This window comes from Leptolyngbya sp. NIES-2104 (assembly GCF_001485215.1).
Classification (GTDB): Bacteria; Cyanobacteriota; Cyanobacteriia; order Leptolyngbyales; family Leptolyngbyaceae; genus Leptolyngbya.
On the sequence record NZ_BBWW01000003.1, the window covers coordinates 82507 to 104314 of the forward strand.

Consider the following 21808-nt stretch of genomic DNA (forward strand, 5'->3'; position numbering starts at 1 on the left):
CTTCGGGGGAGAATTCCATGATTACCCTGCCTGGAGTCACGATCCACAGCAAAGTCTATGAGAGTTTGGCTTCTTTGGTGTATCGGGGCATTAGAGAGCAGGAGAATTGTGCAGTAATTGCCAAGGTTCTCAAGCAGGATTATCCCTCTCCTCAAGAATTAACTCGCTATCGGCACGAATATGAAATTACTCGTTCCCTCAACATCGAAGGCGTAGTCAAGGCACACAGTCAGCAAGACTACCAGCGCACCCTGGTGATTCTCTTGGAAGACTTTGGTGGGGAGTCTTTAGAATACTGGATGCGGCAGCAATCTGACTTCTGTCCCATGCCTCTGTCGGTTTTTCTGGATGTCGCGATCGCCATTACTGATACTCTAGGCAAAATCCATGCGGCTCATGTCATCCACAAAGATATCAATCCTGGCAACATTGTCTTTAATCCGAAGACTGGCGTGGCCAAAATCATTGATTTTGGCATTGCCACTCGCTTCAGTCGCACCAATCCCACATTCAAAAGTCTCTATCTTCTAGAAGGAACCCCCGCCTATTTGTCGCCAGAGCAAACCGGACGAATGAACCGGATGCTTGACTATCGCACCGACTTTTATTCACTGGGTGCAACCTCCTACGAACTGTTGACGGGACAATTGCCGTTTCCCACCAGTGATCTCCTGGAAATAGTTCACTGTCACATTGCTACACCGCCGATTCCCCCGCATGAATTGAATGCCACGATCCCCCAACCTGTTTCAAACCTGATTTTGAAACTGATGGCAAAAAATGCAGAGGATCGTTATCAAAGTGCCTGGAGCATTAAAGCAGATCTAGAGCGCTGTGCCCAACAACTGGCGGAAATGGGTCAGATTAACGCCATATCGTTGGGACTGCAAGATGTTTCTGAGCAGTTCCGCATTCCTCAAAAACTGTATGGGCGAGAAGTGGAGATTGCAGCATTATGGGTGGCGTTTGACAGAGTGGCAGGGAGTAAGGGAGTCCGTGAAATAATGCTGGTCTCTGGTTATGCTGGCGTTGGCAAAACAGCATTGGTACAGGAACTCTTTAAACCGATCACCGCAAAGCACGGCTATTTCATCTGGGGTAAATTTGACCAATTCAGGCGCAATGATCCCTACAGCGCGATCATCAATGCCCTGCAAAAATTGGTGCAGCAACTCTTGGGTGAACCCAATGAACAGGTGGAAGTATGGCGATCGCGTCTACTCACTGCTTTGGGAAGCAACGGACAAATTATCATAGATGTCATTCCCGAAGTTGAGTTCATTATTGGCAAGCAGCCGCCTGTGCCCGAAGTTGGAGCAACAGAAGCACAGAATCGCTTCAATCTCACGTTTCAAAGGTTTGTGCGGGCGTTTTGTGCAAAAGAGCATCCCCTAGTCATTCTCTTAGACGATCTACAGTGGATCGATTCTGCGACGTTGAAGTTAATCGAACTCATCTTACTTGATAAGCAAATCCAGTATCTGTTTTTGATCGGAGCCTACCGAGATAACGAACTGACTCCAACGCATCCGTTGGTCTTAACGCTAGAGAGCCTGCAAAACCAGGGAGCAGTATTTCAGGAAATCATCCTGACCCCCTTAACACTGGAACCGTTGAGTCAACTGATGGCTGAGACATTACATCACAATCCTGACATCGTTCGCTCCCTAGCCCAAGCTGTGTCACGTAAAACCGAGGGCAACCCTTTCTTTGTTGGTGAATTTTTGAAGCTGCTGCATAGCGAAAACCTGTTGACCTTTGATGCCCAACAGTTGAGTTGGCAGTGGAACCTAGCTAAGATTGAAGCTCAAGATATCACCGATAATGTGGTGGAGTTACTGCTGCGTCAGTTGCAAAAATTACCGGGAGCAACACAGCAAACTCTCTGCATCGCGGCTTGTGTCGGGGCTGAATTTGATTTAGAGACGTTAGCCATCATTTGCGAGAAATTACCGAAAGCAATTTTTCAGGATCTACTAGCAGCAATACAAGCGGGATTAATTCAACCTCTGTCTGAATTGGACGAAGATTTGTTGGTTCAAGAGTATAAGTTTCTGCACGATCGCGTTCAGCAAGCGGCTTATGCTTTGATTGATGAATCGCAGAAACAGGTTGTTCATCTCCAAATCGGTCGCAATTTGCTCGAAAAAACTTCACTAGAGCAACGATCCGAGCGGTTGTTTGAAATCATCGATCATCTCAATCAAGGACTTAAGCTAGTCACTGCTCGATCAGAACGAACTGAAATTGCCAGATTGAATTTAATGGCAAGTCAGAAAGCAAAGGCAGCAACGGCTTATGAAGCAGCACTTCAGTATTTCAATACAGGACTGAAACTCCTCAATCTAGAGAGTTGGCAAAGTGAGTGTGACCTTACCTTAGCGCTGTACTCAGAAGCAGCAGAAGCGGCGTATCTCTATGGTAACTTTGCCGAGATGGAACAATTCGTAGAAGTGGTAATCGATCGCGCTAAGACAGTCCTTGATAAAGTGCAGATTTACGAAAGCAGAATTCAAGGATATCTGTCACAGGGCAGCCTGAAAGAAGCCCTCAAAATTGGCTTAGAGGTGTTGAAGCTTTTGGGAGTAATCTTAATCGAAACTCCAAATCAGTTAGACGTTCAGAAAGAATTAGAGAAAACATCTGCACGATTAGCTGAACGAGAAATCGAAGACTTGATTAATTTACCAGAGATGACCGCACCAGAACCGCTGGCAGCAATGTCAATCCTGGCGGATATATTGGCTGCTGCATTTGTCGTGTCACCAGAACTGATGATACTGATTACTTGTAAAACGGTAAATTTATCCATTAGCTACGGTAATGCTACCTGGTCGCCACTGTACTATGCTACCTACGGGTTTGTTCTATGTGGAGTTGTTCAAGACATCGAACTTGGTTATCAGTTCGGCAAATTGGCTCTCAGTTTGGTAGAACGATTGAATACCAAAAAAGGAAATGCGAAAGCATTAATGGCATCGAGTGCCCATGTCATGCATTGGAAAGTGCATCTTAAGAACACAATACCAATGCTAGCTGATGCTTATCAGAATGGAGTGGAAACTGGAGACTTTGAATTTGCTGGTTATGCTGCATATCACGTATGCTATCACTCGTACTTTGCTGGTGAGGAACTCACCCAATTGGAACAAAAAACAGCAACCTACAGCAAAGCGATCGATCACATCAGACGAGAAAGCCCTTCTAACTGGATTGCAATATTGTGGCAGGCAATTCTTAATTTGTTAGATCGGTCTGAAAATTCCAACCGCTTAATTGGTAAGCTATACAATGAAGAGCAGGCGTTACCACACGCAATTGCAGTTAAAGATGAAACTGCAATTCAAATGCTCTATCTACACAAAATTATATTATGTTATCTATTTGGAGAATGTCGTCAAGCCATACAAACCGCTGTTTTAGCAAGGCAACATTTTGAAGCGGTGACAGCAACAACGGTTTTACCTTTATTCTGTTTCTACCATTCTCTAGCGCTTCTGAGCTTACCGCTCGATGCTTCAAATTCTGAAAACTCAGCTTGGCTCAATTGTGTTAATGCCAACCAAGAAAAGATGCAAAAATGGGCAGGTTATGCCCCCATGAATTATTTACATAAGTTTCATCTAGTCGAGGCAGAGAAAGCGCGGGTCTTAGGGCAACTCTTTGAGGCTGAAGAGTTTTATGAACAAGCGATCGCAGGTGCTGCTGAAAATGATTATATTCAGGAAGAAGCACTTGCTTATGAATTAGCGGCGAAACATTATCTGGCGCGAGGTCGAGAAAAAATTGCTCAGACCTACATGAAAGAAGCCCATTACTGCTACGAGCGATGGGGCGCAGCGGCAAAGGTCAAAGACTTAGAAACTCGCTATCCACAGTTTTTCTCTCAGTCGTCTAGAGTCGCTCCTACGTCAATCCCCACCCCTTCTAAAACTACCGCTAATACCTCTCCCATTGCTTTCGATTTAGCGGCGGTGATGAAAGCTTCACAAGCGATTTCTCGTGAAGTTGAACTAGAGCCGTTGCTTCATTCGTTGATGCAGATCCTAATTCAAAATGCTGGCGCACAAGCTGGGTATCTAATCCTAGAAAATTCAGGGGAATGGTTCGTTGAAGCTTCTTATGAACTCAATGATGGCGAAAATGGTTGTGCTACACAAGTACTGCGATCGACTCCGATCTCCAATCAACTTCCTGAATCGATTATTCAGTATGTCATTCGGACTCAGGAGACTATCACTTTAAGCAATGCGTCTCGCGAAGGAATATTTATCAATGAACCCTATATTCAACGTCACCGAACTCAATCGTTGCTCTGTTTGCCACTGCTCAATCAAGGTGAGCTAGTTGGCGTGTTGTATTTAGAGAATCAATTAGCGGCGGGAGCATTCACACCAGAGCGATCGCAAATTCTCCACCTCCTCTCTACCCAAGCAGCGATCGCGATTGAAAATGCTAAACTCTACGCACAGCTACGCGCTAGCAAAAATGAATTGATGCAATTTTTTGAAGCGGTGCCAGTGGGAATTGGAGTCGTGGACGCAACAGGTCGCCCCTACTATTGCAATCAGCGGGCAATTCAGCTACTAGGTAAAGGGATCGAGCCTACTGCAACACCGGATCAATTTGCGGAGAGTTATCAAATTTATGTCGCCGGAACCGATCAACCCTATCTGACTGAGAAAATGCCAATTGTGCGGGCGTTGAGTGGCGATCGCACGATGATTGATGATATGGAAATTCGTCGAAACAATGTAGCGACTCCAGTGGAGGCATGGGGAACACCCGTTTTTGATGAACAGGGTGATGTGGCTTATGCGATCGCGACCTTTCAAGACATTACCAAGCGCAAACAAGCAGAGCAACTACTGGCTGATTACAACCAAACCTTAGAACAACAGGTTACTGAACGAACACTAGAACTAGAGCGAGAACAAGAAGCACTACGACGCAGTGAAGCTACAAATCGAGCCATCATTAGTGCGATTCCTGATCTGCTGATCCGCATGAGTCAAGATGGAACTTATCTGCAAGTGATGAGAAGTGGAAACTTTCAGTCGTTTAATCCTCAACTCTTGAAAGCTGGCATTAATGTTTGCGATGTTCTGCCCCTCAGTCTTGCTCAAACGCGATTGGAGTATACTCAGCAAGCGATTCAAACGGGTGAATTGCAGATTTATGAACAGCAAATTGTAGGTGACGATCATGTTTACGACCAAGAAGTTCGGGTTGTTGCAACTGGAGAAGACACGGTTCTGATGATGATTCGTGATATTCGCGATCGTAAACAAGCTGAAGAGGCTTCCATTCTAGAAGAACGTAACCGTATGGCACGCGAAATTCACGACACGCTCGCTCAAGCCTTCACAGGTGTCCTGGTTCACATGGGAGCCATTTCTCGATTAGCAAAAACCAACCCAGAAGCAATACAATCACATATTCAAACCGTGCGCGATCTCGCTCGCAGCGGGCTGACAGAAGCTCGACGATCCGTTGCAGCACTGCGTCCCCGATTGCTCGAAGAGGGCAACTTGTGGACTGCGCTGGAGCGATTTGTCTCTAGTATGCAATTCTCAACCGAAATCCGCTTGAGCTGTGAAATTATTGGCACGCCCTATGCGTTACCCCCTCTCGCTGAGAATAACCTGTTGAGAATTGGACAGGAAGCATTTACGAATGCGGTTAAGTATGCCCAAGCGAACGAGATCCGGATTGAATTAGTCTATGAACCGACACAATGCTGCTTGCGAATTAGAGACGATGGACAAGGATTTGAAGTCAACAACACAACCCTAAGTCAAGGTTTTGGCTTACTGGGTATGTGCGAACGAGCGAAGCACATTGGAGCACAACTCTCAATCGATAGCCAGCCAGGACAGGGAACAGAAGTGAGTGTATCTGTACACCGGGAGGCAACCGTATGAGTCAATCTGTAGCAATCCGTGTTTTGATTGTCGATGCTCACCCCATTGTCCGGCAAGGACTAGCCGCGATGATTGAAAACGAGTCGGACATGACAGTAGTGGGGCAAGCGGGTAATGGGCAGGAGGCGATCGAGCAATATCGACAATTACAGCCCGATGTCACCTTAATGGACTTACGGATGCCGCAGATGAGTGGTGTTGATGCGACCGTAGCAATCTGTGCTGAATTTGCCCGTGCCCGCATCATTATGCTAACTACGTATGATGGTGACGAAGATATCTATCGTGGATTACACGCCGGAGCTAAAGTATCTGCTCAAGGACGCTGAGCCAGATGCACTTCTCAATGCCATTCATATCGTTCACAGCGGGCAACAATATATCCCGCCTGAAGTTGCTGCCAAGCTGGTACAACGCATGAAAAATCCAGAGTTGACCCAGCGAGAGCAAGAGATCGTTCATCTAATGGCTGACGGATTAAGCAATCATGACATTGGTGCGGCTTTGAATATCACTGAAAGTACGGTCAAATTCCACATCAACCGAATTTTGAGTAAATTGGGCGTGAGCGATCGCACTCAAGCAGTCGTCACAGCGTTGAAGCGGGGACTCACCAATTTATAACTGAACTTAAGTTCGGTTGATGATTCGCTGTAGAGCTAGGTCGCAACTGCTATTTTATCCCTTCAAACACTCAACTATAAGTTGGCGACAGCGCTGCATTAATTTCATAGGATGAAGTCATACCAATAACAGGACGAGGTTCAAACATTCCAGTCAACAAAAATCACAGGTATGAATCATGGCATCAAGTGATTGCCATAAGAAATTCTTTTCGCTAAAAAGTTTGATGAGTCAAGATAGTAATTTTAATCAACTCTTTGTCCCACCCTCACAACGCGATCACTACCAGGGGATACTCAATGCCCCAGTCGTACTTGTGGAATATGGGAATTATCAATCTCCTCAGTGTGGGGAAGTGCATCGGTTGATTCAGGCAATTCAGCAACATTTCGACTCCGTATTTTCTGGGGAGAATCGGGTATGTGTCGTGTTTCGCCACTTTATCCAGAATTCAATCTACCCTCAAGCACAGAAGGCAGCAGAAGTAGCGGAAGCAGCAGCAGTGCAAGGTCAATTTTGGCAGATGCACGATATGCTGTTTCTCCACCAGCAAGAGTTGGGAAACGGATATCTAGTGGAGTATGCCGATCGTTTAGGACTCGATATCTCCCAATTTCTGCAAGATTTATCAAAGCGCAGGCACGTCGATCGCATTAACGAAGATACTGCCAGTGGGCACCACAGCGGAGTAACAACTGTACCAGCACTGTTTATTAACGGAATTCGCTATCGCGATCGTTGGAGTGTTGAGCAATTAATCGCAACTATTGTTACTGCAAGTCATTAAGTTTCCCGATTCTTGCTCCCAATTCATATCTGACTTGTTTATTAGTGCTAGTAAGCTATCTAGTTCTGATGGCTAGCTTTTGCCTTTTTGCTGAACAATATTACCAATTTTTGAACCATGACGACAATTACAACGCCAACCATTGAATTTAAGAGCAGAGGCTTAACGCACAATCAATTGCAGCAAGCGATCGACTATATTCACACTCACCTGAATCGAGATTTATCCCTAGCTGAACTGGCAAGCGTGATCAGTATCAGCCCAACTTACTTCGCGAGTTTATTCAAACGAGCTACGGGAATTGCGCCACATCAGTACGTGATTCAACAGCGGGTAGAACGAGCGAGAGTGATGCTGTCGAAAACGAATTTGACGATCGCAGACATTGCTACACAAGTCGGCTTCTCCAGTCAAAGTCATTTGACGCAACAGTTTAAGTGAGTCACCGGACTGACACCAAAGCAAGTTCGCTAACATTGTAAGACCTGATAAAGCGCCGTGAGAATCTGAAAGACGTTGAGCATTGGAACTTAGTACACTTTTTAATATCAGAGGTCAAATCATGAAACAGTCAGCAGATTTCTTTGTTCGTAGCGCGATCGTGGAGACCACTCGATCCTACATGGGCAGTCTCATGTCTTTTCTTGTGACATCTGCCGAAACCGAAAACCGCTTCTTCCTTCTGGAGCTTCGGATGAAACCGGGAAATGAGCCGCCGCCCCATCTCCACTATGACCAGGATGAGGTGTATTACATTCTAGAAGGCGAACTGGAGGTGTACTGCATGGGCGAAGTCCGAACAGTGCGAGCAGGCGAAACGATCTTCCTCCCCCGGAATCAGGCGCACGCATTCTACTACCTGTCGCCCACCCTCCGGTTCCTCGCTCTGTTGCAACCGGGCGGTCCGGACGGGTATGGTCTGGACGGTTACTTTGAAGCGATGTCGAGTCCGTCCACCAGCATGGAACTCCCTGAGAACGCAACCACATATGCACTCTCCGATCCAGCTAGCGCGATCGCGCTAGCTGCCAAGTACGGAGTCAAGCTGCTGACCCCGGAAGAAACAGCGCAACTGTTGCCCCACTACCCCGGCTTCGGAGTAACGCGAAAGAGCCAGAGTCATTAACGGCTGCGTAAATTGGCAGAAGTTTTTGCAACAGAATTAGTCATTAAGGAGAATGATGAAACAAGTTCAATCGGCATCATTAAAAGCATACAAGCGCACCTCTACGCTCGACTCGTCCATGTTTTACATGGGAAGTCTCATGTCGTTCTTTGCCAAAGGCGAGGACACTGGAGGTCGCTTTGCCCTGATGGAATACCAGGCGAAACCTGGCAATGAACCGCCGCCTCATGTCCATGACTGGGAGCATGAGTTGTATTACGTGCTTGAGGGCGAGATGGAGTTCTACTGCGAAGACAAGGTTTTAGTAGCACATGCAGGGGAAACAATCTTCTTACCTCAAGGCAAGCCGCACGCTTTTTATATTCGCTCCCCGTACCTCCGAACATTGATCCTGGTTCAAGCGGTGGGTGGGGTATGTCAATAGTTTTGTGTCAAAGCTCAAAATTAGCAATTTAAACGATCGCCAAATTCAATGGCAAATCGATTCAAAGCAGGCTTCCAATTCGGAATTGGCATTGTCCACTTTTTTGCAACGTTGTGCATTGCCAAATAGATCACTTTGAGCGCCGATTCATCGGTCGGAAAGGCACGATGATTTTTGATGACTTTTCTCAAGGTCATGTTCAATGATTCAATGGCGTTCGTGGTGTAGATGGCACGTCGAATCTCATCTGGGAAAGCAAAGAATGGAATCACGCGATTCCAGTGATTCATCCAAGAGCGACTGATAATCGGATACTGCTTGTCCCATTTTTCAGCAAATGCCACCAATTGCTCTTCTGCCTGCTCTTCGGTTGCTGAAGTATAAATCATCTCAAGTCAGCAGCGACCTGTTTGCGGTCTTTGTAGGAGACATAGGAGAGCGAATTTCGCACCATATGCACAATGCAAAGTTGCACCTGCGTTTTGGGAAACACCGCTTCGATGGCATCAAGAAACCCAGTCAGCCCGTCACAGCAAGCAATGAAAATATCTTTGAGTCCGCGTTGCTGCAACTCAGTCAGAATTGACAACCAGAACTTGGCAGATTCGTTCTGCGTCATCCACATGCCGAGTAGCTCCTTGTTGCCCGCCAAATTGACTCCCAAAGCTAAGTGAATCGCTTTGTTGATCACTCTGCCGTCTTGCCGCACTTTGACCACAATCGCATCCAAGTAGACAATCGGGTACACCCGGTCAAGGGCGCGATTTTGCCAGAGTTTGCGTTCTTCTTCCACCGCATCGGTGACTTTAGAAATCAAGCCAGGAGACACGTCCACCCCATATAAATCTTGCAGTTGCGCTTGGATATCGCGCACACTCATGCCACGTGAATAGAGTGACAAGATCTTGCCATCGAAGCCGTCAAATCGGGTTTGCCCTTTTGCCACAATCACTGGCTCAAATGCGCCATTGCGGTCTCGCGGAATCGAGATTTCGGCTTGCCCAAACTCGCCCTTAATCGTCTTTTTGCTATGCCCGTTGCGACGATTACGAGCGACATCTTCTTCAACTAGCTCAGCCCGTTCTTCTTCCAAATGGTGCTCCATTTCCGCATTTAGACAACGTTCTACGAGCGCTGCTGTTAGCTGTTTGAGAATGCCTCCTTCTCCTACTAAATCTTCGGGACTTTGATAGTTTTTCAGCAATTCATCGAGCAATTCAGGTCGGAATGTCATATGTGTTGTGTTTTTGGTTCAAGGGTCTATTAGATCAAACTTTGGAACCTTTGACACAAAACATTTTATAAACCCGGTGGGTGAACACGCGGTTGGGCTGGATCGCTACTTCGTTGAAATGGCTGAACCTGCAACAAGCATGAATCTTTCCACTGAGGCGATTACTTATATGATGGACGATCCTAACCATGCTATCCGCTTGGGTGCTGCAAACGGTGTTCGTTTCTTGTCGCTGGAAGAAACCGCCAAAGAACTGCCGCACTACCCCGGCTTTGGAGTACGATGAAAAGACGTAACTTCCTTGTTAGCAGCGCCCTAGCAAGCAATGGCCATCTAATGCAGTCAGCGTCAGGTAAAGCTTAACATGCAAGTGCTTGGCTTCTGTTATTTGCTACCAATACTTTCCACGAAGAGGAGACTATCCTCAATCAGGTTTTGCAACGCAACGATGAACTACTCAGAATTTGGAATGACGACTTAAATCAAACAACAGAGTGTTCACATCACTAACTCTTCAACAAACAAGAGAAAGGATAACTTGCATACCAATGAGTTATTCAATCTGCAATATGGAAAGGAGAAATCATGACAACAATGTATGGTCAGAGCAATACTTTGTTCAAAGATCTCGCAGCACTACTTACAGGACAGCTTTTTCTACCGGATGACACTGCCTATGAACAGGTACGCCAACTCTGGAGTGGCAGGGCGAAGACTCAACCCGCTGCGCGCTGCTCCGCAGATACCGCAAGGGTCGCTCGTTGTTTGACTGTGCAAGAGTGCGCTTGACATGGGTGAGGCAGCGAGCACGTACCCGTGTAGCGAAGCTATCGCTCCCTTACGAACCTTTGGCAATCTGCTAGTCGATCAGGTGCAACCTGTCACGTATGATGCACTGATTCATTCTATTGATGCGTTTGCACCGCACGGTCTCCACTATTACATTCAAACGCGATCGTTCAAGGAGTTCCAGGCTGAGATGATTGAGACGCTGATCGAACAAGGACTGCCCCTTCCTACTCTGTTTTCGACGATCAACATTCATCACTTTCATGGAGTCGCAAGTCGTGTGGGTGTATCCGAAACTGCTTTTGCGCTGCGTCAGGATCACCTCATGATGGAGATCATCGCAGCCTGGAACCCTCAGTCTCCCGACGAGCAGCGGCATCTCCGATGGGCACAGCACATCTCACAGGCACTTAAACCTTATGCCTTCAACGGAGGATATATCAACCTCTTGGATCAGGAAGAGCAGGAACAAGTTCCGCTCGCTTTCGGGTCGAACTATGAACGATTGCTTGACCTGAAACGGAGGTATGACTCAGAGGATGTCTTTGATTCGACGATCGGGCATATCGCACCCTAATCATTAGGAGCAATGTACTGAAGGCTTGAACTATGTTAACTGAAACCACTGAATTTTGCTCTACAGACCTCGACAAAGAGATTGTTCATTTGCTCGATTATGCAAGAACTAAGCTACTGACCCAGATGCCACGACAGCTAAAAATGACATCCTATCTGCGACTCTGTTGCCTCTCCATTCGCAAGCTGTGCCAGAAGCCGGAATTAGCAGGCAAATCTAACCTGAACGAGACATTGGATGGCTCCTATTCGCAGTTACTGCAAGCACTTTGTCATCACAATTCTGAATGGTGGAGTCATTGCTGGAGTAGTGATCGCGGCATCCTTAAATCTGATGATCCAGCGATCAACAAACTACTGCAACCGCTGGAGCATTTCGTCGAAACCTACACTTGCAAGTACTCAAGCACGTAAGTATTGAAGAGGAATACATCATGAAACTTGAAAATAAAGTGACTTTGATTACGGGAGCAACTTCGGGAATTGACAAGGCAACCGCTAAAGCATTCGGTGTTGCAGGAGCTAAGGTGGTTTTCTCAGGACGGCGCGAACCAGAAGGTAAAGCAACGGAAGCTCAGCTACGAGATGCTGGCGTTGACTGTTTATTTGTACGATCGGATGTCTCGAACGAAGCCGAGATAAAAGCACTTGTGCAAACCACCGTCGAGAAGTTTGGAAAGCTCGATTATGCCTTCAACAACGCGAGCATAGAGGCACTTCCAAAACCCTTGCACGAGCAATCGATCGAAGATTTTGACGAACTGATGGCGATTAACACACGGGGACTGTTCTTGTGCATGAAATATGAGATTCAGCAAATGCCGACTCAAGGAACTGGGGCGATTGTTAATACCTCCTCGTTAGGAGGGTTGATTGCGTTTCCAGGGGCATCTCCATGTGTCGCGAGTAAACATGCAGTCATGGGATTGACACGAGCGGCAGCGTTGGACTATGCCAAGCAGGGCATTCGGATTAATGCGGTTACTCCCGGTGCTACTGCGACTGAGACGCTCGATCGTAGCCTTGATCGAATGGGTCTCACAGCTGATGATTTCGCATCTACGGTTCCAATGGGGCGCATCGGACGGGTAGAAGAAATTGCTCAAGCTGTCGTTTTTCTTTGCTCTGATGCTGCCAGCTACATCACTGGACAACCCTTAGTGATTGACGGTGGATTTACAGTAAGCTGATCAAGACTATCAAGTCAGCAGTTTTTTAGATGATTGTAGATGGCTATATCAATCGAGCGATCGCCTGCAAGCTTTATATTACTGCGAATACGGTGAAAGCCTGTCCACAACAACCTGCTTCAGAAACTTTGTGTTGAGGATCGCACACAAGCGGCAATTCGAGCATTCCGCTCTGGTCTGATTGACTAAACAATTAACTTAAACAAGCACATCACCAAGCTCAAACACTTCAAGGAGATTAACCATGCAACTCCATAAACTCAGCGTTCGTATTCTTTTAGCAACTCTTGCCGTATCTGTGACGCAGTACGCGACCAGCACGGATAAGCAATTGGCAACTCATGCTTTGACTACAGACAATTGGGTTGCTGAACAATCTGGGCTTCAAACCGCTCAGCTTCAGACCATCCAGCCCAAGCCACCATCCAATCAAGCTAAACAAGCCTTTTTTAGTCATCCTCCCCGGATTCTTCGGGTTGCTGCCTCTGCAACCGGAGCCTTTGCATCCTCGACTTATGAATTCACATTGACTGTCCCCAAAGATGCTGGACAACCGCTTAAAGCTGTAACGATCGCTCAAGCTGAAAATGTAGAAGTTGCCAAATTTGATGTTAGGAACAGTAAAGCTTCTCTCGGTGAGCGATTTGCAAGTAGGTCTGAAATTCGCTTAGCAAGCACTGGTGGACAACCCGCTCGTCCAGGTGAAATAACGCTTGTCTTTGATCAACCTGTGCAACCTGGTAGTACCGTCACAGTTGCACTAGCAGTTCAGCGGAACCCCAGTTGGGGCGGAGTGTACGAGTTTGGAGTGACTGTCTATCCAATTGGAGAAAATGCACTAGGTCAGTTCTTGGGCTACCGACGCATTAACTTCTACAGCAGATAAAATTTTAATCTACAGGAGCGATCTGATCATGCAATCTTTCTGGCTTTTTGGTCCTTACCTCACCATCCTTGCCGATCGCACCACGACTGGAGGACAGTACGATCTCATTGAAGGTTACTTTCCACCTGGGTCTCAGACTCCTCCTTATCGCCACATGCGCTATTCTGAACAACTCTATGTGCTGGAAGGAGAACTCACGATTTGGTCAGGTGAGAACAAGGTTGTACTCACCACAGGTGAAAACTTCTTGATTCCGGTTGGTACACCTCACGTTGTTGCTGCAATTGGTGATCAACCCGCTCGTGGATTGATCCTTGCTGCGCCCAGTGCTTTTGCTCGGTTAATTGAAGCAACAGGAACGCAGAATAAGGTAGAAACACCGGACATGGCGCTGTTCGATTGCCTTTGGCAACAGCGAAGCTCCCGCATTTCTGCCGAGATTGGCGACGAGATTTTGGGACCACCCGGAACCTTACCCTCCGCTGCTACAAAAGCTTAGTAAATCCATTGCAGACAGCAAAGCCATCCATCAACTCAAGGAGTAATTTCTATGTCCAAACCCTCGATCGTTCTGGTTCATGGTAGCTGGGCAGATGGTACATCCTGGCAGCATGTCATCTCACTGCTGATTCAGGATGGCTATCACGTAACCGCTGTGCAAAATCCGCTGATTTCTCTTCCAGATGATATTGCTATAACCAAGCGAGTGATTGATGCTCAACCGGGAGCTGTTGTTGCAGTGGGTCACTCCTACGGTGGAGCGGTAATCACAGGCGCAGCAGTTGGCAACCCGCAAGTGAAAGCCTTGGTTTACATTGCGGGTTGGGCATTGGCACCAGGCGATAGCATTCGCCAGTTAATTAGCAAATATCCGCCCCCTCCACTGCTCACAGCAATTGTCCCAGATGCAGGTGGCTTCCTTTACATCGATCGTAAGAAGTTTCACGAGGTCTTTGCTCACGATGTATCGCCAGCCGAAGCACAGGTGCTAGCAGTCACACAAAAGCCTGCCGCCAGCATCACGTTTGAGCAATCGGTGGAAAGCGCAGCTTGGCAGACTATTCCCTCATGGTATCTCTTAGCTCAGGAAGACCGAGCCATTCACCCTAAGCTTCAGCAATTCATGGCAAGCCGAATTGGTGCTAAGACAACTGAGCTTCAAGCCAGCCATGTGTCGTACATCTCCCATTCCAGAGAGGTTGCCAATTTGATTATTGAAGCAGCAAGCTCTGCTGTCGAGTCATCTCAACTTGTTTAATTGATTTGGAGGAAAACAAGATGAAAGTTTTAATTCGAGCGATCGTCAGTTTTTTCGTTTTCGTGGTGGATGGGGTGTACGGCAATCGTTCCTATGCTCGGTTTTATGTGCTAGAAACGATCGCGCGTGTGCCGTACTTCTCCTACCTATCTGTGCTGCATCTGTACGAAACGCTGGGTTACTGGCGCAAAGCAGACTGGTTAAAAGTTCACTTTGCTGAAACCTGGAACGAACTGCATCATCTATTAATCATGGAATCGCTCGGCGGCAATCGACTGTGGATCGATCGCTTTGTAGCAGAACACATTGCAGTAGCATACTACTGGGTTGTCGTGCCACTCTACATGGTGTTACCCAAATATGCTTATTACTTGATGGAACTGATCGAGAGCCACGCTTATCACACCTATGATGACTACTTGAACAACCATGAAGCAGCACTGAAAGAACAACCTGCTCCCCAAGTTGCGATCGATTACTATCGAGATGGCGATTTATATATGTTTGAAGAATTCCAGACCACACCAGATTCTACCTTTCGCCGTCCTCATGTCGATACGCTCTATGACGTATTTGTGAACATTCGGGATGATGAGTGTGAACACGTGAAAACGATGGTGGCACTTCAGCAACCGGATGCGCGACTCACGTTCAAAAGTCCTCATACTCCCGTAAAAGTAGTTGCAACCAGCACAACTAACACAAATTGATTTCAGTGACTCAAAGCATTTGTCAAAGTCATCGTAATTCCAGCGGAGGGTAAAGAAATGACACTCACAGCTACAAAACCAACGACTCAAGTAGAAAAGCTTGCCAAACTTTACCTCGAAGGCAAGCCAGCCGAAATTTCTGATGAAGCGATCGTGCAACTCTGTGATTGGCTGATGGCAGAACTTCAGCAATTGCCACTGAATCTACAGTTCTCAGACTATATGCGTTATGCAGATGCCAAAGAAATGTTTGACGATATTGAGCGCGGGCAACTTTGGGTCGCTGCCGATAGCTATGATTCCATCCTTTATCCCAACCCGATTTACGGCTTCATTTTCCAAGGGATGCACGACTACGACCACTACTTAAGCGATACAGATTTCAGCTTAGAAGGAGAAATCGCGGCGTATAACTTCACGGCAAAGCGAGTCCCCAGCTTGGAGATTCAAAAGATTCTTTACTCTGAAATTGTATTGCGATCGGCTGCCTATCTCTATCTCGGACACGCAGCAGATCCCAAGATTGCCTTTCCGTAGTGGTTTCAACAACAGTCTTTGATTTTGCAAATCTTGTCGATCGCAGCCACCCTGGAGGTCTCAAAGGCGGTAGTACAAGACGATACGTTACTCGACTCGATCGACGACTTCATTTTTCAGTTCTCTATGCTTAGTCAGGTTAATCCTAATGTATGAATGCCCTTGCTGTTCTTACCCGCTATTACGGCATTTTCAGCACCACCAAATCTACTGGTTTTGCTCACACTGTTGGGCGGAGATGCCAATTCTACCTAGATCATTCCACAGTACTAAAGCGTGATCCAGTGGCGGAAGTGTTGGTTGGAATTTTGCAAGAGGATGCGCGATCGTTCTTGGGACAGCAACCGGATTGGCAGCCGATTCTGCCTGCTAAGACGGCGGGAACCTTTACGATGGTGGACTTACTCAACTTTGTCGAAGACTTGAATCCCATTGGAGGTAAAGACAGTTCTAATCTCCGAACCGTTGCCTAAATCTCCGAACGACTCAACCTTTTTTTCAGTTGACTATGAATGCTTACGCTACGTCTGCTCTTTTAGATGTGATTATTGTGGGTGCAGGTCCGACTGGGCTAAGTGCTGCACTGATTTTAGGTCGATCTCTGGAGCAAGTCCTCGTGATCGACTCTGGCAAACCGCGCAATGCTGTCTCTCATTCAGCAAACGGCTTTTTCTCCAGAGATGGCATTTCCCCTTCAGAACTACTGCAACTCGGACGCGAACAGTTGCTGAAATATGAGACCGTCAGATTTAAGACGGGTAAAGTGGTTGAGGCTAAAGCTTTTGGGCAATCAGAAAAGCTCGATCGCTTTCAAATCACGCTCGATACAGGTGAACAAATCATCACACGAAAACTGCTGTTAGCAACTGGGATAACGGATCAATTACCAGCGATCGCAGGCTTTGCTGAACTTTGGGGAACTTGTGTATTTCATTGTCCTTACTGCCACGGTTGGGAAGTTCGGGATCAACCGCTAGCAATTTATGGCAAAGGAGAAGCAAGCTTTGAAATGGTGCAACATCTAACAGGCTGGAGCCGTGATCTCGTGTTCTGCTCAGATGACGATTCGGCTTAACGGATGACCAACGGGAACAATTATCGATTTGGGACATTGAACTCCGCGAGGATAAGATTGCTCGATTGGAGCAGGAGAACGGAGCCTTGACTGGAATTGTGCTGACGACAGGCGACGTGATTCCTCGACGCGGGATTTTTGTGCAGCCTCAACTGCGCCAGCATAGCGATTTGGCAAAACAGTTAGGATGTAGCCTAGCTGACAATGGTGCAGTCCAAGTGAGTGAAGAGAAACAAACATCTGTTCCTGGAGTTTATGCAGCAGGAGATACAGTCACTCTTTTCACATCCATCAGTATTGTGGTCGCAGAGGGAGCAATGGCAGGCGTGTTCATCAATAAGGTACTGATTGCAGAAAATCTAGCACTGTTGAATCAGTAACAGGTTGCTTCAAGATGCCCGCAGTCGCTCGATATTCTGGATAGGCGGTGCATCGAACATTCGGGATATTGAGCAACTAAACTGTGACGTACTTTTTATCCCACTCGGTAAGCCGATTAACGTGTAAGAATCTGAAAGAACTCAAGCATCAGAACTTAGTACAATTTAAACGGTAATGGAAGTCAACGATGAGCTTCTTTCCTCTTACTGCCCACTTCAGTGTCGGCAACACTAGAAAATTGTTAGCTAAATTGGTTAGAGAAGAGTCATGACCATCATTTCAGTAACTTGGTTGTGGTTGTGATCGCTGCCGCAACCCTTCAAATAACCTTCAAGTTCTGAGCAGAATCTTATGAATGACAACTCTACTGTTTCAGAAACACAATTGAATACGCTGCGATCGCAAATCGCTAGTAGCCTTGAAAAAGCACAAGCACAGAAGAATACACTCAAGCGTAAAAACACTCGCTACATTACAACCAATATCATTCTCAGTGCCCTAGCTGCACTCTTAGCAGGCATGGCAGGAACGATCGGCAATGCCCGAAATTGGAAAGTTACCTGTCTTTTTGCAGCAGTCTGTTCGGCAGAAGTGACGGTGACGACAAAACTGCAAACGGCTGAACAATTAACTGAAGCCAGTGAATGTGTTGGACAACTCAAAGCATTGAAGGTTGAGACTGTGATTCCCACTTATGATTTAGAGCAAGTGAGCGGGAAGTACCAGCAAATTCTTTCCGAGTTTAGCGCGATCGATATTTGATTCAGTGTCAGAATACTGAGCCTCATCGAATTCATAGGAAACCTCTATGCCTTGCGCCACGATTAATCAAGCAAACTCTGTAAACATTATTTTCTGCAACAGGAAAGTTAATGGGTACTCATCGAATGGAGGAAATGATGCAATCGATCAATCATCGCTTCGTTGAGACGAACAACATCAAAATGCACATTGCGGAACAGGGGCAAGGCAATCTTGTGATCCTGTGTCATGGATTCCCTGAATGTTGGTATGCTTGGCGACATCAAATTAGTGCGATCGCAGATGCCGGATTTCACGTGGTTGCACCAGATTTACGAGGCTATGGACAAACTGACCAGCCTACGTCCGTTGAAGCATACAACATTTTGCAACTCACAAGCGATATTGTCAGACTGGTTTACGCACTGGATCACGAACAAGCGATGGTCATTGGGCATGACCAAGGTGCGCCTTTAGCTTGGCATTGTGCATTGTTACGCCCCGATTTGTTTCGCGCGATCGGCTTACTCAGTGTTCCTTATCGTGCTAGAGCAGGGGATAGCAAACCTCCAACAGAAATCTTGAAACAAATGGCAGGTGAGCAACAGCTATACGTGTCCTACTTTCAAGAACAAGGGGTAGCAGAGGCAGAACTAGAAGCCGACGTTCGTAAATCTCTTCGCATGATGCTTTATTCTGCTTCTGGAGAAGCCCCGCCTGAGAAAAGATGGAGATTGTCATTCGACAAATCAGAGAGCTTTCTGGACAGTTTATCTGAACCAGAGCAGCTTCCGAATTGGTTCAGCGATCGAGACCTTGATTTTCTCACTTGCGAGTTTGAGCGCACCGGATTTCGCGGCGGATTAGCTCGATATCGCAACTTGGACAGAGATTGGGAACTCACTGCCTTTTTGAGTGCTGCAAAGCTCCAGCAACCTGCTTTGTTTATCGGAGGAGAATTTGATATCGCTGCGGCGATGAATCAAGATCTGATCAATCAGCTAGAGACAACAATGCCGAATCTGAGAAAAGCAGTGATGCTGCCCAAGACCGGGCATTGGATTCAGCAGGAGCGCCCCACAGAAGTCAATCGATTGCTAGCTGAGTTTTTGTCGCAAGCGGTATCAGAGCGAGCTTGAGAGCGGAATTTCGGTTGCCTTTATAGGTTGTGAAAAAACTGACTGAGCAAAGAAGTACAGCATCGAATCCTTGGCATCAATACTAAAGGAAGAAAATCATGTCTAACACAGTAGAAACATCACAAGAAACGCCGAAACTATCACACATTGAAGTGGTGGCATCGAATCTGGATAGTCCACGAAAGCTCAGCTTTGGTCCTGATGGGGCACTTTATGTTGCCGAAACCGGACGCGGCGGAACGGGAGCCAGTCTTCCCTCTGCATCCATACCAGGCGCGTCTGTTTTCTATGGCGCAACGGGCGCGATTACTCGCATTCAAAACGGTGTAGCAGAACGAGTCGTCACTGGGCTTCCCTCACTGGCGCTACCAAATGGAACGGATGCAACAGGGGTGAGTGATATTGAGTTTGATGCCGATGGCAATGCTTATGCGATCGTCGGTTTTGGCAGCAATCCCGCCAATCGAGATACAATCCTGCAAGTGCCTGATTTTAGTTAGTTGATTGCGATCGATAGCTTTGAAAACGGTGGCTCTTGGACAAGACTAAGGGATTTTGGCGCATACGAGCAAGCGAACAACCCCGACGGGCAAAACGTCGATACGAATCTCTATGACTTGTTGATCAACGATAATACAGCTTACGTAGTCGATGCAGGGGCGAATGATTTGCTCAGTCAACGAGCGTTCAGCAGTGAAGTCAATTTGGAAGCTGTTTTGCCAACGCGGAAAGCGACAAATCCATTTACTGGGGAAGCGATCGTACAACAGTCTGTTCCGACCGCAACCGCCGTTGGACCCGATGGTGCTTTGTATGTGAGTGAATTGACGGGGTTTCCATTTCAACCTGAAACAGCACAAGTGTATCGCATCAATACAGAAGGTCAACCGGAGGTTTATGCAGGCGGATCTACAAACATCGTGGATCTTGCCTTTGATCAGTCTGGAGGTTTGTATGTGCTGGAATATGATGCGAATGGGCTTCTGAATGAAGGGGATGCGGGTGCATTGATCTATCTGTCTCCCGATGGGCAAATGCGATCGACAATCACAGATGATCTTGTTTCTCCCACAGGCTTAGAAATTGGTGCTGATGGCGACCTTTACGTTTCTAACAAAGGTTTTGTGGCTGGACAAGGAGAAGTGCTGCGATTGAGCCTAGAAGGTAAAAGTTTCAATCCTGATCCGATCTGTGATCAAGTGAAATACTACACTACAACAATTTCAGCCGATGGTGATCCAGCCGATGTTTACTACCCGGTGTTGCCGAACTCCAACCCTGATCAACTCCCGATTGCGCTGATGTTACAAGGTGCTTTAGTCGATAAAGCGGACTATTCCAGCTATGCAGAAGAGGTCGCAAGCTATGGATTTGTGGTGGTAGTTCCTAATAATGAGCGCACCCTGACTGCACCTCCTGGATCTCCAGAACCATATATCACCGGATTTCTGGCAGACCAACAGCAAGTCACGGATGTGCTAGCACAGATGAGAATCGAAGATACAGATACGAATTCACCCATTTCTGGAATTGTAGATACAAGCAAGCTTGGACTATTGGGACACTCATTTGGGGGATATGCAGGACTCGCCTCCATTCAAGATATCAATGATCCGGCTGTCTCTTCCGGGAACTACACGCGACCGTCTGAACTGAAAGCAGGAATCTTCTACGGTACGAACTTCCAAACTCCACCAAGTAGCCGTGTATTTCCACCGATTGACAATCAAGACATTCCCGTGGGTTTGATTGCGGGAACGCTCGATGGTGTGGCTGATCTCGGTGAGGTTGCATCAACCTATGTCAAGGTTCAAGATCCGTCGAAAGCGTTGATCACCGTTGAAGGTGCAAACCACTACGGCATTACAAATCAGGATAGCGATCGCGATTCTGTTTGTCCAACCTTGGATCAAGCCACTGCCAACGGAGCGACCCTTGCGGTATCTGCTTCGCAGCGCGGACGCTGGAGTGGATTGTTTTTGCGGGAGCTTCGCTGCACGGGTACGTGTTCGCATCTACTCGGCGACCCAGGCGCGTTCGATTACGTCTACAAGACAGGCGGCGACCTTAATCCGACCGTGAATGTCACGAGTCAAACTTCGGGAATATGAAATCTTAGAGAAGTATCTGTTGAAGTTGTCGGCTGCGTCACGCTGTTTTCAGGAAATTGACCAGCACCATAAGAATCTGAAAAGTCAAACATTGGAACTTAGTAAAGTTTGGATTGTTAGAGCCTTTCATACAGGAATTAGACACGATGAGGAAGCAACCTTTTACTGGCGATGAAGTCTCTCCAATGGGAGAAGCATCGATCGCGAGATCGTGTGGTCATTGGAACGCCCTTAAAAATCCACAAGAAGCTTAATTTTCTGAAGTTTGGCAAGCGGTATACTTTGGAGGACGGCTG

Annotated in this window: 23 protein-coding genes and 2 pseudogenes; 24 read left to right on the forward strand and 1 reads right to left on the reverse strand. The window is 46.9% G+C overall.

The window, feature by feature from the left end:
• Positions 1–17 precede the first annotated feature (17 nt).
• The 7 genes from NIES2104_RS29205 (at position 18) to NIES2104_RS29230 (ending at position 8885) form a co-directional block, all read left to right on the forward strand.
• The gene (locus tag NIES2104_RS29205; RefSeq protein WP_059002460.1) at positions 18–5924 is read left to right on the forward strand and encodes an AAA family ATPase; all 5907 of its coding nucleotides are present in this window, start codon (positions 18–20) and stop codon (positions 5922–5924) included.
• On the forward strand, positions 5921–6253 hold the full coding sequence (locus NIES2104_RS33735; protein WP_304608017.1) for a response regulator transcription factor: 333 nt from the start codon (positions 5921–5923) through the stop codon (positions 6251–6253). The genes NIES2104_RS29205 and NIES2104_RS33735 overlap by 4 nt, the downstream gene beginning before the upstream one ends.
• Positions 6210–6548, forward strand: coding sequence for a response regulator transcription factor (locus tag NIES2104_RS33740; protein WP_304608018.1), 339 nt, complete (start codon positions 6210–6212; stop codon positions 6546–6548). Before NIES2104_RS33735 ends, NIES2104_RS33740 begins: the two co-directional genes overlap by 44 nt.
• 178 nt (positions 6549–6726) lie before the next feature.
• The gene (locus tag NIES2104_RS29215; RefSeq protein ID WP_263971076.1) at positions 6727–7335 is read left to right on the forward strand and encodes a DsbA family protein; all 609 of its coding nucleotides are present in this window, start codon (positions 6727–6729) and stop codon (positions 7333–7335) included.
• A 117-nt stretch (positions 7336–7452) separates the two neighbouring features.
• Positions 7453–7776, forward strand: coding sequence for an AraC family transcriptional regulator (locus tag NIES2104_RS29220; protein WP_072218275.1), 324 nt, complete (start codon positions 7453–7455; stop codon positions 7774–7776).
• Positions 7777–7897: 121 nt separating this feature from the next.
• Positions 7898–8461: a cupin domain-containing protein gene (locus NIES2104_RS29225; protein ID WP_059002464.1), complete on the forward strand. Its 564-nt coding sequence runs from the start codon at positions 7898–7900 to the stop codon at positions 8459–8461.
• 139 nt (positions 8462–8600) lie between these two features.
• On the forward strand, positions 8601–8885 hold the full coding sequence (locus NIES2104_RS29230) for a cupin domain-containing protein (protein ID WP_202815238.1): 285 nt from the start codon (positions 8601–8603) through the stop codon (positions 8883–8885).
• A gap of 20 nt (positions 8886–8905) precedes the next feature.
• Here NIES2104_RS29230 and NIES2104_RS29235 read toward each other — a convergent pair.
• Positions 8906–10119, reverse strand: a pseudogene (locus NIES2104_RS29235) (IS256 family transposase).
• Between the two features lie 7 nt (positions 10120–10126).
• Here NIES2104_RS29235 and NIES2104_RS29240 point away from each other — a divergent pair.
• From NIES2104_RS29240 to NIES2104_RS33165, 17 genes and pseudogenes are all read left to right on the forward strand, one after another.
• The gene (locus NIES2104_RS29240; RefSeq protein WP_059002467.1) at positions 10127–10405 is read left to right on the forward strand and encodes a hypothetical protein; all 279 of its coding nucleotides are present in this window, start codon (positions 10127–10129) and stop codon (positions 10403–10405) included.
• 299 nt (positions 10406–10704) lie between these two features.
• Positions 10705–10908, forward strand: a complete 204-nt coding sequence (locus tag NIES2104_RS29245; RefSeq protein WP_156427158.1) for a hypothetical protein — start codon at positions 10705–10707, stop codon at positions 10906–10908.
• Between the two features lies 1 nt (position 10909).
• The gene (locus NIES2104_RS29250) at positions 10910–11485 is read left to right on the forward strand and encodes a BBE domain-containing protein (RefSeq protein ID WP_082690180.1); all 576 of its coding nucleotides are present in this window, start codon (positions 10910–10912) and stop codon (positions 11483–11485) included.
• 32 nt (positions 11486–11517) lie between these two features.
• Positions 11518–11898, forward strand: a complete 381-nt coding sequence (locus tag NIES2104_RS29255; RefSeq protein WP_059002470.1) for a hypothetical protein — start codon at positions 11518–11520, stop codon at positions 11896–11898.
• Between the two features lie 20 nt (positions 11899–11918).
• On the forward strand, positions 11919–12674 hold the full coding sequence (locus tag NIES2104_RS29260) for a glucose 1-dehydrogenase (RefSeq protein ID WP_059002472.1): 756 nt from the start codon (positions 11919–11921) through the stop codon (positions 12672–12674).
• A 244-nt stretch (positions 12675–12918) separates the two neighbouring features.
• Positions 12919–13560, forward strand: a complete 642-nt coding sequence (locus NIES2104_RS29265) for a DUF2808 domain-containing protein (protein WP_059002474.1) — start codon at positions 12919–12921, stop codon at positions 13558–13560.
• A 28-nt stretch (positions 13561–13588) separates the two neighbouring features.
• Positions 13589–14059 carry a cupin domain-containing protein gene (locus NIES2104_RS29270; protein WP_225895346.1) on the forward strand — a complete coding sequence of 157 codons (471 nt, stop codon included), beginning with the start codon at positions 13589–13591 and terminating at the stop codon, positions 14057–14059.
• A gap of 51 nt (positions 14060–14110) precedes the next feature.
• Positions 14111–14818 carry an alpha/beta fold hydrolase gene (locus NIES2104_RS29275; RefSeq protein WP_059002479.1) on the forward strand — a complete coding sequence of 236 codons (708 nt, stop codon included), beginning with the start codon at positions 14111–14113 and terminating at the stop codon, positions 14816–14818.
• A gap of 20 nt (positions 14819–14838) precedes the next feature.
• The gene (locus NIES2104_RS29280; protein WP_059002481.1) at positions 14839–15528 is read left to right on the forward strand and encodes an alternative oxidase; all 690 of its coding nucleotides are present in this window, start codon (positions 14839–14841) and stop codon (positions 15526–15528) included.
• A 57-nt stretch (positions 15529–15585) separates the two neighbouring features.
• On the forward strand, positions 15586–16065 hold the full coding sequence (locus NIES2104_RS29285; protein WP_059002483.1) for a hypothetical protein: 480 nt from the start codon (positions 15586–15588) through the stop codon (positions 16063–16065).
• 152 nt (positions 16066–16217) lie between these two features.
• Positions 16218–16538, forward strand: a complete 321-nt coding sequence (locus NIES2104_RS32090; RefSeq protein ID WP_156427159.1) for a hypothetical protein — start codon at positions 16218–16220, stop codon at positions 16536–16538.
• A 35-nt stretch (positions 16539–16573) separates the two neighbouring features.
• Positions 16574–17140, forward strand: coding sequence for an NAD(P)/FAD-dependent oxidoreductase (locus NIES2104_RS33650; RefSeq protein WP_059002486.1), 567 nt, complete (start codon positions 16574–16576; stop codon positions 17138–17140).
• A gap of 56 nt (positions 17141–17196) precedes the next feature.
• Positions 17197–17520: an FAD-dependent oxidoreductase gene (locus NIES2104_RS33655; protein WP_263971088.1), complete on the forward strand. Its 324-nt coding sequence runs from the start codon at positions 17197–17199 to the stop codon at positions 17518–17520.
• A gap of 352 nt (positions 17521–17872) precedes the next feature.
• Positions 17873–18283 (forward strand): hypothetical protein, encoded by a 411-nt coding sequence (locus NIES2104_RS29305; RefSeq protein WP_059002491.1) that lies wholly within the window; start codon positions 17873–17875, stop codon positions 18281–18283.
• Positions 18284–18393: 110 nt separating this feature from the next.
• The gene (locus NIES2104_RS29310; RefSeq protein ID WP_202815239.1) at positions 18394–19401 is read left to right on the forward strand and encodes an alpha/beta fold hydrolase; all 1008 of its coding nucleotides are present in this window, start codon (positions 18394–18396) and stop codon (positions 19399–19401) included.
• A gap of 98 nt (positions 19402–19499) precedes the next feature.
• Positions 19500–20543, forward strand: a pseudogene (locus NIES2104_RS33160) (ScyD/ScyE family protein); the annotation flags it as partial.
• A gap of 117 nt (positions 20544–20660) precedes the next feature.
• Positions 20661–21512, forward strand: a complete 852-nt coding sequence (locus NIES2104_RS33165) for a chlorophyllase (RefSeq protein WP_225895353.1) — start codon at positions 20661–20663, stop codon at positions 21510–21512.
• Positions 21513–21808: the final 296 nt, after the last annotated feature.

What these genes read in the sequence shown, in the direction of transcription:
- NIES2104_RS33735 (WP_304608017.1), top strand. Translation starts at nt 5,921, where the DNA reads ATGAGTCAATCTGTAGCAATCCGTGTTTTGATTGTCGATGCTCACCCC.
- NIES2104_RS29205 (WP_059002460.1), top strand. Translation starts at nt 18, where the DNA reads ATGATTACCCTGCCTGGAGTCACGATCCACAGCAAAGTCTATGAGAGT.
- NIES2104_RS29285 (WP_059002483.1), top strand. Translation starts at nt 15,586, where the DNA reads ATGACACTCACAGCTACAAAACCAACGACTCAAGTAGAAAAGCTTGCC.
- NIES2104_RS33650 (WP_059002486.1), top strand. Translation starts at nt 16,574, where the DNA reads ATGAATGCTTACGCTACGTCTGCTCTTTTAGATGTGATTATTGTGGGT.
- NIES2104_RS29260 (WP_059002472.1), top strand. Translation starts at nt 11,919, where the DNA reads ATGAAACTTGAAAATAAAGTGACTTTGATTACGGGAGCAACTTCGGGA.
- NIES2104_RS29265 (WP_059002474.1), top strand. Translation starts at nt 12,919, where the DNA reads ATGCAACTCCATAAACTCAGCGTTCGTATTCTTTTAGCAACTCTTGCC.
- NIES2104_RS29255 (WP_059002470.1), top strand. Translation starts at nt 11,518, where the DNA reads ATGTTAACTGAAACCACTGAATTTTGCTCTACAGACCTCGACAAAGAG.
- NIES2104_RS29225 (WP_059002464.1), top strand. Translation starts at nt 7,898, where the DNA reads ATGAAACAGTCAGCAGATTTCTTTGTTCGTAGCGCGATCGTGGAGACC.
- NIES2104_RS29250 (WP_082690180.1), top strand. Translation starts at nt 10,910, where the DNA reads ATGGGTGAGGCAGCGAGCACGTACCCGTGTAGCGAAGCTATCGCTCCC.
- NIES2104_RS29270 (WP_225895346.1), top strand. Translation starts at nt 13,589, where the DNA reads ATGCAATCTTTCTGGCTTTTTGGTCCTTACCTCACCATCCTTGCCGAT.
- NIES2104_RS29245 (WP_156427158.1), top strand. Translation starts at nt 10,705, where the DNA reads ATGACAACAATGTATGGTCAGAGCAATACTTTGTTCAAAGATCTCGCA.
- NIES2104_RS29280 (WP_059002481.1), top strand. Translation starts at nt 14,839, where the DNA reads ATGAAAGTTTTAATTCGAGCGATCGTCAGTTTTTTCGTTTTCGTGGTG.
- NIES2104_RS29275 (WP_059002479.1), top strand. Translation starts at nt 14,111, where the DNA reads ATGTCCAAACCCTCGATCGTTCTGGTTCATGGTAGCTGGGCAGATGGT.
- NIES2104_RS29215 (WP_263971076.1), top strand. Translation starts at nt 6,727, where the DNA reads ATGGCATCAAGTGATTGCCATAAGAAATTCTTTTCGCTAAAAAGTTTG.
- NIES2104_RS29230 (WP_202815238.1), top strand. Translation starts at nt 8,601, where the DNA reads ATGTCGTTCTTTGCCAAAGGCGAGGACACTGGAGGTCGCTTTGCCCTG.
- NIES2104_RS29310 (WP_202815239.1), top strand. Translation starts at nt 18,394, where the DNA reads ATGGGTACTCATCGAATGGAGGAAATGATGCAATCGATCAATCATCGC.
- NIES2104_RS29305 (WP_059002491.1), top strand. Translation starts at nt 17,873, where the DNA reads ATGAATGACAACTCTACTGTTTCAGAAACACAATTGAATACGCTGCGA.
- NIES2104_RS29220 (WP_072218275.1), top strand. Translation starts at nt 7,453, where the DNA reads ATGACGACAATTACAACGCCAACCATTGAATTTAAGAGCAGAGGCTTA.
- NIES2104_RS32090 (WP_156427159.1), top strand. Translation starts at nt 16,218, where the DNA reads ATGAATGCCCTTGCTGTTCTTACCCGCTATTACGGCATTTTCAGCACC.